Origin of the sequence: Kocuria marina (assembly GCF_000786655.1) — a bacterium.
Lineage (GTDB): Bacteria > Actinomycetota > Actinomycetes > Actinomycetales > Micrococcaceae > Kocuria > Kocuria marina_A.
Map to the genome: position 1 here is coordinate 81,049 of NZ_JROM01000016.1, position 16,130 is coordinate 97,178.

Consider the following 16,130-nt stretch of genomic DNA (forward strand, 5'->3'; position numbering starts at 1 on the left):
GAACGCCATGACCTCGCCCCGCTCGGCCCTTCCCGCCCTGTTGGAACTCCAGTCCGTGGACTCCCGGTTGCTCACCGTGATGGCCCGGGCCAAGGAGTTGCAGACCTCCGAGCGGGTGGCTTCCCTCATGGCCCGGCGGACGCAGGCGATCGCGGCGGCCCGCGCCCTCGAGACCGCCCAGCAGGAGGCCGAGCGGGCGGTGGCCGAGGCGGAGCGGGAGGTCACCCGGGTCCAGGACCGGATCGACAAGGACACCGAGCGGCTCAACCACGGCGGCTCCGCCAAGGACCTCATGGGCATCCAGCACGAGATCGACACCCTCACCGCGCAGCGCGGACGGGCCGAGGACGCGCAGTTGCAGGCCATGGACCACGCCGAGGAGGTCACCGCGGACCGGGACCGGAAGCTGCCCCTGTTGCGCGCCGCGGACGCCGAGGCCCGCGCGGCGGTGGCCGAGCGGGATGCGGAGCTTTCCCGGCTCAAAAAGGAGCACGCGCGGCTGACCGCGGAGCGCTCCACGCGTGTATCGGAGTTCACTGATCCCGCCCTGCTGAGCCGCTACGACGGCCTGCGCACCGCCCGCGGGGGAGGCCGGATCGCCGTCGCACGCTTCGAGAACGGAACGTGCGGGGCGTGCGGCACCCGGTTGAGCCCCGCCGACGCCGCGGCGCTGACGAATACTCCGGCGCAGACCGTGCCCCAGTGCCCCGAGTGTTCCGCGCTGCTCCTGGTCTGAGCCCGGGTTCGCGCGCATCCGGTCCTGAACTGCGCGGCCCGCTCCTCATCGGCCGCTCGCATTGACTCGGGTGCCCCGCGCCAGAGGTGCCAGGCGCTGAGCGTCGGGTGGCCCGGCGGCGCGGTAGGATCGACGGCGGACAGGTGGGCCGGGCGACCGCGCGGCGTCGTCGTGAAGGACGGCGTCTCGAGGAAAGTCCGGGCTCCGAAGAGCAGGACGGTGGGTAACACCCACTCGGGGTAACCCGCAGGACAGTGCCACAGAAAACAGACCGCCCGCCGCGAGCGGGTCAGGGTGAAAAGGTGGTGTAAGAGACCACCAGCGCGCCGGGTGACCGGCGCGGCTCGGTAAACCCCGTCCGGAGCAAGGCCATGCAGGGCGCGTTCGAGGGCTGCTCGCCCGAGCGTCCGGGTAGGCTGCTCGAGCCGTGCGGCAACGCACGGTCTAGATGGATGGTCGTCACCGCGGTGCGGGTAACCGCCCGCGGCACAGAACCCGGCTCACAGGCCCACCTGTCCCTCTACACTCGTGGGGTGCTGATTCTGCTGCCTCCCTCCGAGTCCAAGACCGCGCCCGCGACCGGGAATCCCGTCATGCCCGCCGAACTCAGCTTCCCCGAGCTCTCAAGTGATCGCGCAGTGTTGGCAGAGCACCTCGCCGAGGTCAGCGAACGCCCGGACGCCCTAGAGATCCTGGGTGTGGGGCCGTCGCTCGCGGACGACGTCGCCTGCAACCGTGAACTCGCGACCGCACCTGCCGCGCCCACCCCCGACGTCTATGCGGGGGTGCTCTACGACGCGCTGGATGTCAGCTCCCTCGCCCCCGAGGCCCGCGAGGTCGCCGATGCGTCGCTGCTCGTGATCTCCGCACTGTGGGGCGCGGTGCGACCCACCGACCGCATCCCCGCCTACCGCCTGAGTATGGGGACCGCGCTGCCGGACACCGGCAAGCTCGGTGCGTGGTGGAAGCCGCGATTGACCCCGGTGCTGAACGCGCTCGCCGCCGCCGGCGTGATCGTGGACTGTCGCTCGGCGGCCTACGCCGCGGCGTGGAAACCTCCCGCCGCGCGGACCGTCACGGTACGGGTCGAGCAGCTCAAGCCGGACGGGAACCGGTCCGTGGTGTCACATCACGCCAAACACACGCGGGGACTCGTGGCCCGTGCGCTGTGCGAGATCGGGGGAGCGGGGCGTCCGCTGGACACCGTGGAGCAGGTGAGCGCGGCGCTGGCCGAGAGGTTCACGGTGGAACTGACCGAACCCACGACCCGCAAGGCGGGCACGCTCACGATCGTGGTGGATCCGCAGTAACCAAGCCGCGCTGAGCCACGGGCAGCAACTGGCTCGCCTGACGAGGGCGCTGAGAGGGAGCCTGCCGCCACGGCGCGTCCGTGATGCGGGATCCCCTCAGCGGGTCAGTGCCCGAACGGGTCCTCGTCCACACCGGGCAGCCACGTCGAATCCGTGCCCCACTGTTCCGCGGAGATGGCCTTGCGGGCCTTCTTGGACCACTTGCGGTTGAGCCGGTCCACGTAAAGCTTCCCGTCCAGGTGGTCGTACTCGTGCTGCATGACCCGGGCGAACCAGCCGTTGGCCTCGAACGCTACGAGGTCCCCGTTCTCGTCCTGCCCGGCGATCCGCACCCAGTCCGCCCGCTTGAGGGGCCAGGACTGGCCGGGCACCGAGAGGCATCCCTCGGCCTCGTCGTCCGGGTCCGGGGCGGTCTCGGAGATCCGCCCGGTGCTCAGGACGGGGTTCACGAGCGTGCCGCGCGGGGGCACACCGTCCTCGTTCTCGAAGATGTAGGTGAAGATCCGCAGCCCCACCCCGATCTGCGGCGCCGCCAGACCCACGCCGTGGGACGCGTCCATGGTCTCATGCATGTCCGCCACGAGCTCGCGCAGGGCGTCGTCGAAGGTGGTCACCCGGGCCGCGGGGCGATGCAGCACGGGGTTACCGGAGATCACAATGGGACGGACGGTCATGCGGAGAGCACCTCGGGATTCACGGGTGGACGTCATATGTGGGCGTGGTCCCTGGACCCACGCCGCGCGGCCGCGCGGAGGGCGGGCGGACGGAGGACAATATATCGTGTCCCTGACCATCAGTAATGTGTGTATCGTCGCCGGGGGCCGTGCACACAACCGGTTCAGGCGCCGGATCCCGCGCCGTTCCCGGTCCGCACAGCCAGCGGGCGTCCCATCCGTTCACGTCAGTTCTGCGCAGGAGGTCACATCGAGTGAGGGTCGCGTCCCTACCCCACGGTCACGTGTACGTCGAGCACCTCAGTGACCCCGGCGCCGTGCAGCCCGTCCACAGGTTGCCGGACCCCGCGCCCGCACACCCGGTCCCCGGAGCTCCGTGGTGGCCCCTCGTGATGCTGAGCGAGGCCTGGATCCGGCGGCACGCGCACGAGTTCGACATCTACCACCTGCACTTCGGGTTCGACCAGACCTCACCCGCGGAGCTGCGACGGATCGTGGACACCCTGCACGAGCTGGGCAAACCGTTCGTCTACACGGTGCACGATCTGCGCAACCCCCACCAGGCGGACCCCGCCGCCCAGGACGCCGCCCTGGACGTGCTGATCCCGTCCGCCGACGAATTGATCACCCTGACCGACGGCGCCGCACGCGTGATCGAGCGGCGCTGGGGCCGCCGGGCCACGGTCATCCCGCACCCGCACCTGCTCCCGCTGGACCGGTGGCGCGATCACGCGCCCGTGGGATCCGTACCCGTGGTGGGACTCAACCTCAAGAGCATGCGGGCCAACATGAACCCCCTGCCCGTGGCGCGCGTGCTGCTCGAATGCGCGGCCCGCGGGGAGATCCGGTTGCGGCTGGACGTCCACACGGACGTGGTCACCCGGGGCACCCCGCACCACGACCCCGTGGTGGGACACCTCCTGGAGACCGCGCGTCGGACACCCAACGTTCAGGTCAACGTCCACGAGTTCTACACCGACGAGCAGTTGTGGGAGTACCTGCGCGGGCTCGACCTCTCGGTGCTCGCGTACCGCTTCGGCACCCATTCCGGTTGGCTCGAACTGTGCTACGACCTGGGCACCCATGTCCTGGCACCGTCCGTGGGGTTCTACCACGAACAGCATCCGGGCGTGCTGCGCTTCGACTGGGACCGGGACGGTCAGCCGAACGCCGACCAGATCCGGGAGGCGCTCGCGGGTCTGCGCGGGAACGCGCCGTGGCAGGCGAGCTCCCTGGAACGCACCCAACAACGACGTCGCATCGCCGCCGCCCACGCCGAGGTCTACCGCCGCGCCGTCGTGGTCCGGGAGGCCGGGGAAGGGGACGCCGCATGAAGGTGGCACTGCTCGCGCACGACCGGTTCCCGATCGCCCCGCCGTTCTCCGGGGGGCTCGAGTCCTTCACATGGCACCTGGCCCGCGGGCTCATGCGCCGCGGGATGGAGGTCGTGGTCTTCGCCGCGCCGGGCTCCGACCCCGAGCTCGGGATCGAGGAACTGGACGTGGAGCCGCTCGTGCTCAGCGACGAGGCGCGCAACGACGTCGCCATGCCGCCGGAGGCGCAGGTGCGGGAGACCTTCTCGTACCTGCAGGTCATGCGGGCCTTCGCACGGCGCCCGGACATCGACGTGGTGCACAACAATTCCCTGCACTTCCTGCCCATCGTGATGTCCCCGGCCATCCCGCAACCCCTGTTGACCACCCTTCACACCCCGGCCACCCCGTGGCTGGAACCCGCGCTGCGCCTCACGCCCACGGCGCCCACGGTGGCCGTGAGCGATTCGGTGGCCCAGATGTGGAGCAAGGTCACGCCCGCGCGCGTGATCCGCAACGGCGTGGACCCGCACGAGTGGCGGCCTGGACCCGGCGGTGACGCCCTGGTGTGGTCCGGGCGCGTGGTCCCGGAGAAGGCCCCGCACATCGCGGCGCTGATCGCGAGCAAGGCCGGCTGGAAGCTGCGGATCGCCGGGCCCATCGCGGACCGGCACTACTTCGAGGCGCGGCTGAAGCCGTTGCTCAACGAGGACATCACCTACGTGGGTCACCTGGACACGCAGCAGCTGCGCGCCCTGGTGGGCAACAGCGCCGCGAGCCTCGTGACGCCCGCGTGGGAGGAGCCCTACGGCCTCGTGGCCGCGGAGGCCATGGCGTGCGGCACGCCCGTGCTCGCCGTGGCCCGCGGGGGACTGAGCGAGATCGTGCGCGACCCCGGTGGGCACACGTCCCAGCCCGGGGCGAGTGAGGTGGAGACCGTGGCGTCCGCGGTCGCGGAGCTGCCACGCGTCGTGGCCCTGGACCGCGCAGCGGTGCGCCGCTACGCGCTCGAGCACTGTTCCCTCAACGTCACCGTGGACGCCTACGCCGCGCTGTACCGGGAACTGGTGCGCGCGTGATCGGGTACTACATCCACCACCAGGGCCTCGGCCACCGCAACCGGGCCACGCAGATCGCCCGTGAACTCACGGTTCCCGTGACGGGGTTCAGTTCCCTGGAGCGCCCCGAGCAGTGGCCCGGCGAGTGGGTCCAGCTGCCCCCGGACCTCGCGGAGCACCCGGTGGACCCCACCGCCAACGGTGTGCTGCACTGGGCGCCGCTGGGTCACGAGGGATACCGGGAACGCATGGGTCTCATGGCCGAGCGTCTGCGCTCGGACGTGGAACTCATGGTCACGGACACCTCCGCGGAGGTCACCCTGCTCGCGCGCCTGATGGGCGTGCCCACGGTGGTCATGGCCATGCGCGGCGACCGCACCGACCGCACCCATCGCGCGGCCTACGACGCCGCGACCGCCCTGATCGCGCCGTGGTCCCGCGAGACCGCGGAGACCTACTGGCCCGAGGAGTGGACCCGGAAGACCACGTTCACCGGGGCCATCTCCCGCTTCGACGTCCCCGTGCGGGTGCCGGACGTCCCCGGTGAGCGTGCCTCCGACGCGCACGTGTCCGGTGTGTCGGCTTCCGGTGAGGGCAGCGCAACGCGAGGCACGAGCGGGTCCGCCGGGAGCGACGTCGGCGACAAGACCGTGCTGGTCGTGTGGGGCCGCGGCGGGACCGCCGTGGGGGACGAGGAGATCGCGGCTGCACGTGCGGCAACCCCCGGGTGGACGTGGACCGTGCGATCGCCCGAGAACCCGTCCCCGGACCTGTGGCGCGAACTGCACGAGGCGGACGTCGTCGTCTCGCACGGGGGCAACAACGCGGTGGCGGAGCTGTCCGCGGCGCACGCGCGCGCCGTCGTCGTCGCGCAACCCCGACCGCACGACGAGCAAGCGGCCACGGCGGCCGCACTCGAGCGCGCAGGCATCTGCGTGGGCCTTCAGCACTGGCCCGACGCTGCCGCGTGGCCCCGGTTGCTCGCGCGCGCCCAGGAACTCGGCGGCTCACGCTGGGATGCGTGGCGCCACGGCGACGGCGCAAATCGTGCGGCCTGCGCGCTCGAGGAGCTGTTGACGGGGAACACCCCGTGACCGCCGCCCTGATCACCATCGTGAGCGGGCGGCACACCCACCTGCGGCGGCAACGGAACTGGGTGGCCGCGCAGAGCGAACCCCCGATCACCCACGTGGTCGTGAGCATGGGCGACCCCGGGATCCGCGAGGTGCTCGAACGGCGCCCTGAACTACCCACCGAGCTCGTGGAACTGCCACCGACCGCCGAGCTACCCCTGGCCGCCGCCCGCAATGCCGGCGTGGGGCGCGCGGAGGAGCTGGGTGCGGACACCGTGGTGCTGCTGGACGTGGACTGCCTCCCGCACCGTGACCTGATGGCCGATTACACGCGCGCCCTCGCGCAGCTCGCGGGACGCCGCGCCGTGGTGAGCGGGCGCGTGCAATACCTCCCGGACGGGATGACCGAGGCCGATTACACGGCCGACGGCGTGGCCCGCGTGGGACGCGACCACGCGGCCCGCGTGCTGCCGGGGCCCGGGGAACTGGTCGAGGCCGACCCGCGCATGCTGTGGTCGCTGTCCATCGCGACCACCGTGGGCACGTGGCACGCCGCGGGCGGTTTCGACGAACGCTACGTGGGCTACGGGGGCGAGGACACGGACTTCGGCCAGCGCCTGGCCAGGGCCGGGGGGAGCCTGTGGTGGCTCGGCGGTGCCGCGGCGTACCACCAGTACCACCCCACCCAGTCGCCGCCCGTCCAGCACGCGGCGGCGATCGCCCGCAACGCCAACCTTTTCCGCCGCACGTGGGGATTCGACCCCATGGAAGGGTGGCTGCGAGAACTGCACGCCAGGGGGGTCTTGACACGCACGGGGGAGGACTGGCACGTCCTCGAACAGGGTTCGACCGATGATGCGTGAGCTTACTATTATGCTCGGGGTGTGAGTTCCGAACACCCTGTCATCACCCTCGCCCTGATCAACGACTATCCCGTGGTCGTCCAGGGTGTGGCGAGCATGCTGCAGGGCCACCCCCGCTTGCGGGTCGTGGAACTCGACTCCGGATGCCTGCCGCACACGGACGCGGACGTGGTGCTCTACGACGCGTTCGCCGCGAAGGACCGTGGCACCCACGACGTGATGCGTCTGCTGGACGACCCCCACTGCCTCAAGGTCGTGATGTACACGTGGCACGTGCGTGCCGAGCACGTGGACGAAGCCCTGGACCTGGGCATGCACGGCTACCTCTCCAAGGAACTCACCGCGGACGAACTCGCGGACGCTATCGTGCGCGTGCACGAGGGGGAACGCGTGGTGGCGCCCGAACCCGTGCACGAGGACATCACGCTGCCCGACTGGCCCGGTCGCCCCGAAGGGCTCTCCGCACGGGAGGCGGAGGTGATCGCGCTGATCACCCAGGGCTTCACCAATGACGAGATCGCCCGGAACTGCTACCTCAGCATCAACTCCGTGAAGTCCTACATCCGCTCCGCCTACCGCAAGATGGGCGTCGAGCGGCGTAGCCAGGCCGTCCTGTGGGGCGTCCAGCACGGGATGGATCCCACGGGCCAGCAGCAGCGCACCACCACGGTCTGATCCGCCCGGTGATCCGGCACCGACCAGCGCATTCATCCTCCCGGGTGGGCGACAGGCCCGGGTGCGGCGGGGCACAATGGAACCATGACCGATGAAATGCACGCAGCAGCCAACAAAGCACGGGAACTCGCCGGTGAAGAAGGCGGTTTCCCCGAGCAGGAACAGACCCCGCCCGGTCTGTCCACGGACATGAAGCCCTTCCCGGACCACGGTGAGGAGAACTGGGTGGGCCGCGGTCGCCTCGAGGGCCTCAAGGCCCTCGTGACCGGTGGCGATTCGGGTATCGGCCGCGCGGTGGCCATCGCGTTCGCCCGTGAGGGCGCGGACGTGGCCATCAACTACCTCTCGGACGAAGAGTCGGACGCGCAGGACACCAAGCAGTGGATCGAGAAGGCCGGCCGCAAGGCCGTCCTGTTGCCCGCCGATCTGCGCGAGGAAACCACCGCTCGCAAGGTCGTGGACGACGCCGCCGAGCAGCTCGGCGGCCTGGACATCCTCGTGAACAACGCGGGCTTCCAGTGGGCCCGCCGTGACGGCGGTCTGCAGGGTCTGAAGACCGAGGAGATGGACCGCGTCTTCAAGACCAACCTGTACGCCCTGTTCTGGGTCTCTCAGCAGGCGCTGAAGTACCTCAAGAGTGGTTCCTCGATCATCAACGTGAGCTCCATCCAGGCCTACGACCCGTCCGAGAACCTGATCGACTACGCCTCCACCAAGGCCGCGATCAACAACTTCACGGTCAACCTGGCCAGCGAGCTGGGGGAGAAGGGGATCCGCGTCAACGCCGTGGCCCCCGGACCCATCTGGACCCCGCTGCAGCCCGCGACCAAGGCCGGCGAGAGCATGCCCCAGTTCGGGTCGGACACCCCGCTCGGCCGCGCGGGACAGCCCTCCGAGATGGCCGGTGCGTTCGTGTTCCTGGCCAGCCCGGCGGAGGCATCCTACGTCTCCGGCACGGTGATCGGTGTGACCGGCGGCAAGCCCGTCTTCTGAGCCACCTTCGAGAGCCACGGCAGATAAGTGCACATGACACCACGGTGGGCGGGACGCAGTACGCGGCCCGCCCACCGGCGTGTCATGGGCACGTGATGTGACCCCCGGGAGCCCCGTGACGAATCCTTCCGCCATGCAACGCAGACTCGGCCTGACGGACGCCGTCACCATCGGGCTCGGTTCCATGATCGGCGCCGGCATCTTCGTGGTGTTCGCACCCGCCGCCGCCTCCGCCGGCGCCTGGTTACCGCTGGCCCTCGTGCTGGCCGCGGTGGTCGCGCTGTGCAATGCCCTGTCCTCGGCCCAATTGGCGGCGCAATACCCCGTGGCCGGCGGCAGCTACGTCTACGGTCGCGAGCGCCTCGGGCCCTGGCCGGGGTTCTTCGCCGGGTGGTGCTTCCTCACCGGTAAGACCGCGAGCTGCGCGGCCATGGCCATGACCTTCGCCGCCTACGTGGTCCCCGAGCCCTGGCAACGGCCCGTCGCGGCCCTCGCGGTGCTGGGCGTCGTCGCGGTCAACTGCTTCGGCGTGACGCGCACGTCCTCGGCCACCAAGGTGCTCGTGGGCATCGTGCTCGTGGGCCTGGCCGCGGTCCTCGTGGCCGGGCTCTCCGCCGGTCCCGGCCCCTCCGCGTCCCTCGTCGGTGCCGCACCGCCCGGCGGCGCGTACGGCGTCCTGCAGGCCGGTGGGCTGCTGTTCTTCGCGTTCGCCGGGTACGCGCGCATCGCCACCATGGGGGAGGAAGTGCGCGATCCCGCCCGCACCATTCCGCGCGCCATCGTCATCTCCCTGAGCGCGGTCCTCGTGATCTACGGCGTGCTCGCCGTGCTCTCGCTCCACGTCCTTGGCCCCGACGCCCTCTCCCGCACGACGACGCCGCTCGCGGACCTCGCCGCGGCCGCCGGCTGGCCGTGGACCACGGTCGTGGTCACGATCGCCGCCGCGGCCGCCACCCTGGGTGCCCTGTTGGGACTCACCGCGGGCATCGGACGGACCGGACTGGCCATGGCCCGCACGGCGGACCTGCCCACGTCACTCGCGGTGCTCGACGAGCGCCACGGCGTCCCGCGCCGCATCGAGCTCGTCGTGGCCGCGGTGGTCGTGATCGCCGTATTCACGATGGACGTGCGCGGTGTGGTGGGCTTTTCGTCGTTCGGGGTGCTGCTGTACTACCTCGTGGCGAACCTCAGTGCCCTCACGCAGACCGGGCCGCATCGCCGCTACCCGCGAGCGATGTCCGCCCTGGGCGCGGCACTGTGCGTCGTCCTGGTGGTCACGCTCCCGGTCGCGTCCGTGGGGGGAGGCGTTCTCGTGCTGGCGCTCGGCATCGTGTACCGGCTGGTCAGGGTTCGACGCCGCTGACCCGGTGGGTCGTCGCGGCGTCACGCCATGCTGCGCAACCGTCGCAGACGACGCCGCCGCGGCCCGCTATGCTGCGCAATCGCCGCGAACGACGCCGCTGCGGCCCGCCACGCCGTCCTCCGGCTCAAGGCGAGGTGAGCGCCGTCGTCCGGCACTAAGCCAATCGACGAGCCGGGCGACGGCGGTCCGTTCAGCGCTCGTTGTTGCGCTGTGCGGCCTTGCTGCCGAGCGTGCTCAAGGCGTTGACCACGCGGGATCCCAGGCGCTGCTTGGCGGTGGCCCCCACCACGAGATCCGTCTGTTGGGGGGAGGCGGACGGAAGCACCCGGTTGACCACGCCCAGCGCGCGGATCGTGAGACCGGGAGCGATCCCCCGGACCCGCTGGGCGACCTTGGGCAACCACCCCAGCAGCACGATCGGGCGGCCCGCGAGCACGCCGTCCACGATCAAGCGGGCCGCGCGGTCGGCGTTCATGGACAACACCGGCAGGGATGCGGACGGGGCGAACCACGCGTACTCGTTCTGCGTCTCGCCCGTGAAGTAGGCGCGCTCGTGCGAGCCCGTGCGCATGAGGCCGGGGTCGATGCTCGTGGCGGTGACGCCGGTCCCCGACAGGGACGCCGCGAGACCCTCGCTGAAGCCCACGGCGCCGAACTTGGCCGTGCAGTACGGCAACAGGTGCGGGACGGAGACCAGCCCGCCCACGGACGCGATCGTGCCAATCCTGCCGCGGCCCCGCTCGCGCATCCCGGGCAACACCGCGAGCGCGGTGTGCACGGGACCCATGGTCATGGTGGTCACGGCGTCCCGAAACTGCTCCACCGTGACACCCTCCACCGAGCCCACCTGGATGATGCCCGCGACCGTGATGAGCACGTCCACGGGTCCCAGATCGCGCTCCACGTCCCGCACCAGGGCCTCGACCTGGTCCGCCTCGGCGACGTCGCACACGTAGTCGCGCACCGTACCGAGCGGGGACAGCATCTCGCGCGCGCGAGCCAGCTCGGCGGCGTCGCGAGCGCACACGGCGACGTCGAAATCGCGCGAGAGAAGTTCCTTGGCCACGAGCAGCCCCAGTCCACGGGAGGCTCCGGCCACGAGGGCAACCTGATGCGATGCAGTCATATGGGACACGCTACGCGGTGCGCCGCCCGGGTTCGACCCCCTGCAAGGGTGGTGCCCGGCCGGGGTAATCGTGCTTTACTGGCTGGATGCGAGCACTCACATGGCAAGGACTCGGCGACGTCCGGGTCGAGAACGTCCCCGATCCCGTCCTGCAGGATCCCACCGACGCCATCGTGCGGGTCACGTCCACCGCGATCTGCGGTTCGGACCTGCACCTCTACGGCGTGCTGGGCCCGTACCTGCAGAAGGACTACGTGATGGGTCACGAGTTCATGGGCATCGTGGAGGAGGTCGGGTCCGGGGTCTCCAGCCTGCGTCCCGGGGACCGGGTGGTCGTCCCGTTCGTGATCGCGTGCGGTCACTGCTGGATGTGCGACCGCGGGCTGTTCGCGGCATGCGAGACCACGCAGGTCCGTGAGATGGGCACCGGGGCCGCCCTGTTCGGTTTCTCCTCCCTCTACGGTTCCGTGCCCGGCGGGCAGGCCGAGATGGTGCGCGTGCCGCACGCGGACTTCGGCCCCGTGAAACTGCCCAAGGACTTCGACGACGAGCGTTTCCTCTACCTCAGCGACATCCTGCCCACCGCGTGGCAGGGCGTGAAGTACGCGAACGTGGGGGAAGAGGACACCCTCGCGGTGCTGGGCCTCGGACCCGTGGGCCAGCTCGCGGTGCGTTCGGCCAAGCTGCAGGGCGTCAAGCGGATCATCGCCGTAGACCGTGTGGACGAGCGCCTCGCCCTGGCCAAGAGCTGGGGGATCGAGACCGTGGACATGCGTGAGGTGGACGAGGTCTCCGACACGCTCGTCGACATGACGGATGGGCGCGGCCCCGACGGCGTCCTGGATGCCGTGGGCATGGAAGCGCACGGCAACCCCATTGCGGAGAAGATCGTCGCCGGTGCGGCGCGACTGCCCAAGCCGCTCGGGCGCAAGGCCATCGAGACGGCCGGTATCGACCGGTTGGACGCATTGCACACCGCGATCCACAGCGTGCGCCGCGCGGGCACGGTCTCGGCGTCGGGCGTGTACGGCGGAATGGCGGATCCCATGCCCATGATGGAGATGTTCGACAAGGGCATCAGCATGCGCATGGGCCAGTGCCACGTGCGCCACTGGACCGATGAGCTGCTGGAGATCGCGAGCCGCCCGGACGACGTCCTCGGCCTCGAGTCACTGGCCACCCACCACGTGTCCTTGGAGGACGCACCGGAGATGTACAAGATCTTCCAGGAGAAGAAGGACGGCTGCATCAAGGTGGTCCTCAAGCCATGACCCTGTGCACACCACGATCATGCTCATGGGAAGAGGAGCCGGTCGCCCTTGACTGACGTACTGCTTCGAGTAGCCACTGCACCCCGCCGTGGGGTCGATCGTCTCATCCGCGGATACCAGCGCCACCTCTCACCGCGTAAAGGATTCACGTGCGCGCATCTCGTGGCACGGGGCGGGCAGTCCTGCTCCGCGGCGGTGCGCGGCATCATTGCGCAGTACGGCGTGATCCGAGGGATCATCCCCACGATGCTCCGTTTCGCGGCCTGCTACCGGGCGGCACTCATGCTCGGCCCCGCGGGCCGCGGCGACGTGAGCGGAGTCTGCTGCTGCGGGCCCATCCCCATTCCGTTCCGGTTCTAAGAAAGATGGACGAAGCCCCTCCCACCTCGCGGCGCGCTCGGAGGTAGGAGGGGCTTCGCGGTGCCCGCCCCCGGCTGTGCTTTTACTGAGTTAGAACAGATATTCGCGCGCCAGGCTGCTCTTCCTCCACTGTGCATTTGGACGGCGGGCGCCGGCGGTCGGGGTGGCGGGGATGGCCGCAGCGGTGGGAGTGTCCGGGCCGGACGGTCCGCTGGGAAGCGGGTGGTCGAGGTCACGCCGGACTGGCCCGCCAACGAGAACGAGGTGCGAACTCCGACCGGTACACCGATCGATGTTCGCACCTCGTGCATGGGGTGAGCGACGGGGGTTGAACCCGCGACCTCCTGGACCACAACCAGGCGCTCTGCCGACTGAGCTACGCCCACCATGGAACCCGTGGAAGAACCGTTCGATCCCCCCGGGCAACGACGACCACTATAGCGCACGTCCGGGCGGATTCCCGCATCGAGCGCCTGAACGCGTCAGGTCCCGGTCAGGAACCCGAGCGGGTCGGGGAGGCCTTGATGAGCGCGGCGATCTTGCGGGCGTCGTCGGAGCTGGGGCCGGGATCGCCGGGGAAGAGGATGTGGCGGTAGTAGCGCAGTTCGTCGATCGAGTCCTCGATGTCGCCGAGCGCGCGGTGGTTGCCCGTCTTCTCGGGCGCCTGGAAGTACGCCCGGGGGTACCAGCGGCGCGCAAGTTCCTTGATCGTGGAGACGTCGATGACCCGGTAGTGCAGGTGGTCCACGAGCTGCGGCATGTCCCGCGTGAGGAAGGTCTTGTCCGTGCCCACGGAGTTACCGCCCAGCGGCGCCTTGCCCGGTTCGGGGACCCATTCGCGGATGTAGTCCAGCACCGCGTCCTGCGCCTGCGCCATGTCCATCCCGGTCTCGAGCTCGGGCAGTAGACCGGATGTCTCGTGCATGTTCCGCACGAACGCAGACATCTGATCCAGCGCGGCCTGCGGGGGCTTGATCACCACGTCCACGCCGCTGCCCAGCACATTGAGCTCGTCGTCGGTCACGAGCGCGGCCACCTCGATCAACGCGTCATCGGACAGGGACAGCCCCGTCATCTCACAGTCGATCCACACTATTCTCTGGTTTCCAGTCGTCACGCCCTCCAATCTATCGCGTCGGGTACGCACCACTACGACGCCGCCTCGCCCCGGGCATCCGGTGGGCGTACGACGTCGCACGGTAGGATCACCCCGACGCCGCCCCCGCGCACCGCGCGCCGCGGCGGACGATTCCCAGACCCCTCATCTGCGGCCACCGCGGAAGCACCGGGAGGCCCGTAGTGCGCATCACGTCCAGGACGGAACGTCACCCGACGCCCCCCGGAACCGGACGGGACGCAGCCCCGGAGCGGGACGCGACGTCGTCGACGTCATTGACCCGCACCGTGGTGATGGGCTCGCTGGGCTCGCTCATGTTGCTGTTCGGATCCCTGGGCGTGGGATGGCTCGCGAGCGTGTCCTCGCTGCGGCGCATCCCGCTGATCATGTGGATGCGCTTCGAGACCGTGGGCGTGGTGGTCTCGGTCGTGATGCTCGCCCTCGGAGCCATGCTCCTGGTGCGGCAGTGGCTGCGCCTGGGCCAGAAACTCAGACCGTGGGGACCGGAGAGCGCCCGCTGGGTGCTGATCTCGATCGCGGCGTGGGCGGCGCCCATGCTCGTGAGCATCCCGTTGTTCAGTCGGGATGTGTACTCGTACATCGGGCAGGGCCGCGTGATGGCGAACGGGTTGAACCCGTACGAGTCCGGGGTCTCCACGATCGACAACTTCTTCCAACTGGGCGCGGACCAGTTATGGGCGGAATCCCCGCCCCCGTACGGCCCGGTGTTCCTGTGGCTCGAACAGCTCGTGGTCCTCGTGACCGGTGCGGACCCGGACGCCTCCGTGCTGCTGTTTCGGGCCTTGTGCGTAGTGTCCGTGATCGCGTGCATGTGGGTCATCCCGCGCCTGGCCCGGCTGCACGGCGTCAATCCGCGGCGGGCCATGTGGCTATCGGTGGCCAATCCGCTGTTCCTCACGAACTTCGTGGTGGCCGCCCACAACGACGCGATCATGCTGGCCCTGGCCCTGATCGGGACCTACGTGGCGGCAATGCACCGCAACTGGAAGGGTGGGATCGCGGGCACGACCCTCGTGACCCTGTCTGTGGCGATCAAGCCCATCACACTGATCTTCCTGCCGTTCGTGGGCCTGCTCTGGGCCGGGCGCGGTGCGTCGTGGCCGCGCCGGTTCGCGATCTGGGCCCTCACGCTGGCCTACTCCGTGGCCCTGTTGGCGCTCATGGGATTCGTCAACGGCTTCGGTTTCGGCTGGGTCTCCGCGGTCTCCACACCGGGCACCGTGTACATCTGGTACGCGCCGATCGGACTGCTGGGGTTGTTCGCGCAGCTCGTGGGCAGCTCGTGGGGGTTCAACGGCTCCGCGTGGATGGACGCCGTGCACACGGCCGGGACGGTGCTCTCCGCCGCGGTGGTGGTCGTGCTGATGTTCGTGGGGCGGGACGCCAAACTGTTCCGCCGGCTCGCGTGGGCGCTCGCCGCGTTCGTGCTGCTGGCCCCCATCATCCAGGCATGGTACGTGGTGTGGCTCATCCCGTTGTTCGCGATCTCCGGGATCCGCGACGACTGGCAGGTGGACGTGCTGTTCTTCGTGACCGCGTTCTTCATGGTCTACGCCGTGGCGGACCAGCTGGACGTGTTCCCCTACCTGGACCTGAACCTCTTCGCGGCGCGGGTCATCGCCGCGCTCGTGGCCTTGACGTACGGCATCTACCTGTGGCTACTGGACCCGGCCACCCGGCGTGTGGCGCGGCCCCCACGTGGCGAGCGGGCGACGTCGCCCGTGCTGTGACGCGAACGCGGCCCCGCTCACGAGGAGCGGGGCCGCGTTGGTGTGGAGCGGGGAATCAGACGCCGAAGTACATCTGGAACTTTCATCCGCCTATAGGGCGATGTTGTGACCCGCAAAATCCGCGAGAATACGCGGTTCGACAGGTGGCCCGTGATAGGTGGAAACAGTCCGCATGTGGCGCTTCTGCGGACTCCATGCGGACCGCCCGCGCACGCGTGGGCCGGGAAGTGTATTCGCCCGTCAGCCTAGGACCAGGGCGAATCAGCAAGAGGGTCATGCTCCCATCCAGGTGGGTCAATCCCAGCCGTTGCGCTCCCGGATCACCTGCACAGTGGCACGCGCACGTGCCATCAGCTCAATCATGGTGTCGTAGTCCCGCAGGAACTCAGCCGTGGCCCGCTCCCAATCAGCGCCACGCACACGCGGAGGATTCACAGACACCACAAG

At 69.8% G+C, this 16,130-nt stretch carries 16 protein-coding genes, 1 tRNA gene and 1 other RNA gene; 13 read left to right on the forward strand and 5 right to left on the reverse strand.

Annotated elements, in window-relative coordinates:
- The first annotated feature begins 7 nt into the window (after nt 1-7).
- From AS25_RS03060 to AS25_RS03065, 3 genes are all read left to right on the forward strand, one after another.
- Nucleotides 8-736: a zinc ribbon domain-containing protein gene (locus AS25_RS03060; protein WP_035961307.1), complete on the forward strand. Its 729-nt coding sequence runs from the start codon at nt 8-10 to the stop codon at nt 734-736.
- 140 nt (nt 737-876) lie between these two features.
- Nucleotides 877-1,255, forward strand: an RNA gene (rnpB, locus tag AS25_RS13740) — RNase P RNA component class A.
- A gap of 14 nt (nt 1,256-1,269) precedes the next feature.
- Nucleotides 1,270-2,046: a YaaA family protein gene (locus tag AS25_RS03065; protein ID WP_035962273.1), complete on the forward strand. Its 777-nt coding sequence runs from the start codon at nt 1,270-1,272 to the stop codon at nt 2,044-2,046.
- Between the two features lie 104 nt (nt 2,047-2,150).
- On the opposite strand, the gene def is transcribed toward AS25_RS03065, so the two are convergent.
- The gene (gene def, locus AS25_RS03070) at nt 2,151-2,720 is read right to left on the reverse strand and encodes a peptide deformylase (protein ID WP_035961308.1); all 570 of its coding nucleotides are present in this window, start codon (nt 2,718-2,720) and stop codon (nt 2,151-2,153) included.
- A gap of 125 nt (nt 2,721-2,845) precedes the next feature.
- Here def and AS25_RS03075 point away from each other — a divergent pair, with 125 nt between their 5' ends.
- The 7 genes from AS25_RS03075 (at nt 2,846) to AS25_RS03105 (ending at nt 10,058) form a co-directional block, all read left to right on the forward strand.
- Nucleotides 2,846-4,054, forward strand: coding sequence for a glycosyltransferase family 4 protein (locus tag AS25_RS03075; RefSeq protein WP_084117971.1), 1,209 nt, complete (start codon nt 2,846-2,848; stop codon nt 4,052-4,054).
- On the forward strand, nt 4,051-5,112 hold the full coding sequence (locus tag AS25_RS03080) for a glycosyltransferase family 4 protein (RefSeq protein ID WP_035961310.1): 1,062 nt from the start codon (nt 4,051-4,053) through the stop codon (nt 5,110-5,112). Before AS25_RS03075 ends, AS25_RS03080 begins: the two co-directional genes overlap by 4 nt.
- On the forward strand, nt 5,109-6,185 hold the full coding sequence (locus AS25_RS03085; RefSeq protein ID WP_035961311.1) for a glycosyltransferase: 1,077 nt from the start codon (nt 5,109-5,111) through the stop codon (nt 6,183-6,185). The genes AS25_RS03080 and AS25_RS03085 overlap by 4 nt, the downstream gene beginning before the upstream one ends.
- A complete protein-coding gene (locus AS25_RS03090; RefSeq protein WP_035961313.1) occupies nt 6,182-7,027 on the forward strand; it encodes a glycosyltransferase family 2 protein in 846 nt (281 codons plus the stop codon). The genes AS25_RS03085 and AS25_RS03090 overlap by 4 nt, the downstream gene beginning before the upstream one ends.
- Nucleotides 7,028-7,048: 21 nt before the next feature.
- On the forward strand, nt 7,049-7,702 hold the full coding sequence (locus AS25_RS03095; protein WP_035961315.1) for a response regulator transcription factor: 654 nt from the start codon (nt 7,049-7,051) through the stop codon (nt 7,700-7,702).
- An 84-nt stretch (nt 7,703-7,786) separates the two neighbouring features.
- Nucleotides 7,787-8,695 carry an SDR family oxidoreductase gene (locus tag AS25_RS03100; protein WP_035961317.1) on the forward strand — a complete coding sequence of 303 codons (909 nt, stop codon included), beginning with the start codon at nt 7,787-7,789 and terminating at the stop codon, nt 8,693-8,695.
- A gap of 133 nt (nt 8,696-8,828) precedes the next feature.
- The gene (locus tag AS25_RS03105; protein ID WP_172644402.1) at nt 8,829-10,058 is read left to right on the forward strand and encodes an APC family permease; all 1,230 of its coding nucleotides are present in this window, start codon (nt 8,829-8,831) and stop codon (nt 10,056-10,058) included.
- Nucleotides 10,059-10,248: 190 nt separating this feature from the next.
- On the opposite strand, the gene AS25_RS03110 is transcribed toward AS25_RS03105, so the two are convergent.
- Complete coding sequence (locus AS25_RS03110; protein WP_035961325.1) at nt 10,249-11,184, reverse strand: SDR family NAD(P)-dependent oxidoreductase; 936 nt, start codon at nt 11,182-11,184, stop codon at nt 10,249-10,251.
- An 86-nt stretch (nt 11,185-11,270) separates the two neighbouring features.
- On the opposite strand from AS25_RS03110, the gene AS25_RS03115 reads away from it, so the two are divergent.
- Both AS25_RS03115 and yidD read left to right on the forward strand, forming a co-directional pair.
- A complete protein-coding gene (locus AS25_RS03115; protein WP_035961330.1) occupies nt 11,271-12,455 on the forward strand; it encodes a zinc-dependent alcohol dehydrogenase in 1,185 nt (394 codons plus the stop codon).
- 48 nt (nt 12,456-12,503) lie between these two features.
- Nucleotides 12,504-12,815, forward strand: a complete 312-nt coding sequence (gene yidD / locus AS25_RS03120) for a membrane protein insertion efficiency factor YidD (protein WP_231885405.1) — start codon at nt 12,504-12,506, stop codon at nt 12,813-12,815.
- A gap of 310 nt (nt 12,816-13,125) precedes the next feature.
- On the opposite strand, the gene AS25_RS03125 is transcribed toward yidD, so the two are convergent.
- Together AS25_RS03125 and orn are read right to left on the reverse strand one after the other, a co-directional pair.
- A tRNA-His gene (locus AS25_RS03125) sits at nt 13,126-13,201 on the reverse strand.
- 107 nt (nt 13,202-13,308) lie between these two features.
- A complete protein-coding gene (gene orn / locus AS25_RS03130) occupies nt 13,309-13,932 on the reverse strand; it encodes an oligoribonuclease (RefSeq protein WP_301280188.1) in 624 nt (207 codons plus the stop codon).
- Nucleotides 13,933-14,207: 275 nt separating this feature from the next.
- On the opposite strand from orn, the gene mptB reads away from it, so the two are divergent.
- Entirely contained in the window at nt 14,208-15,683 is a 1,476-nt protein-coding gene (gene mptB, locus AS25_RS03135; RefSeq protein ID WP_253270453.1) for a polyprenol phosphomannose-dependent alpha 1,6 mannosyltransferase MptB, read from the forward strand.
- Nucleotides 15,684-15,977: 294 nt separating this feature from the next.
- Here mptB and AS25_RS15435 read toward each other — a convergent pair whose 3' ends face one another.
- Nucleotides 15,978-16,103 (reverse strand): hypothetical protein, encoded by a 126-nt coding sequence (locus tag AS25_RS15435; RefSeq protein WP_301280189.1) that lies wholly within the window; start codon nt 16,101-16,103, stop codon nt 15,978-15,980.
- Between the last annotated feature and the right edge of the window lie 27 nt (nt 16,104-16,130).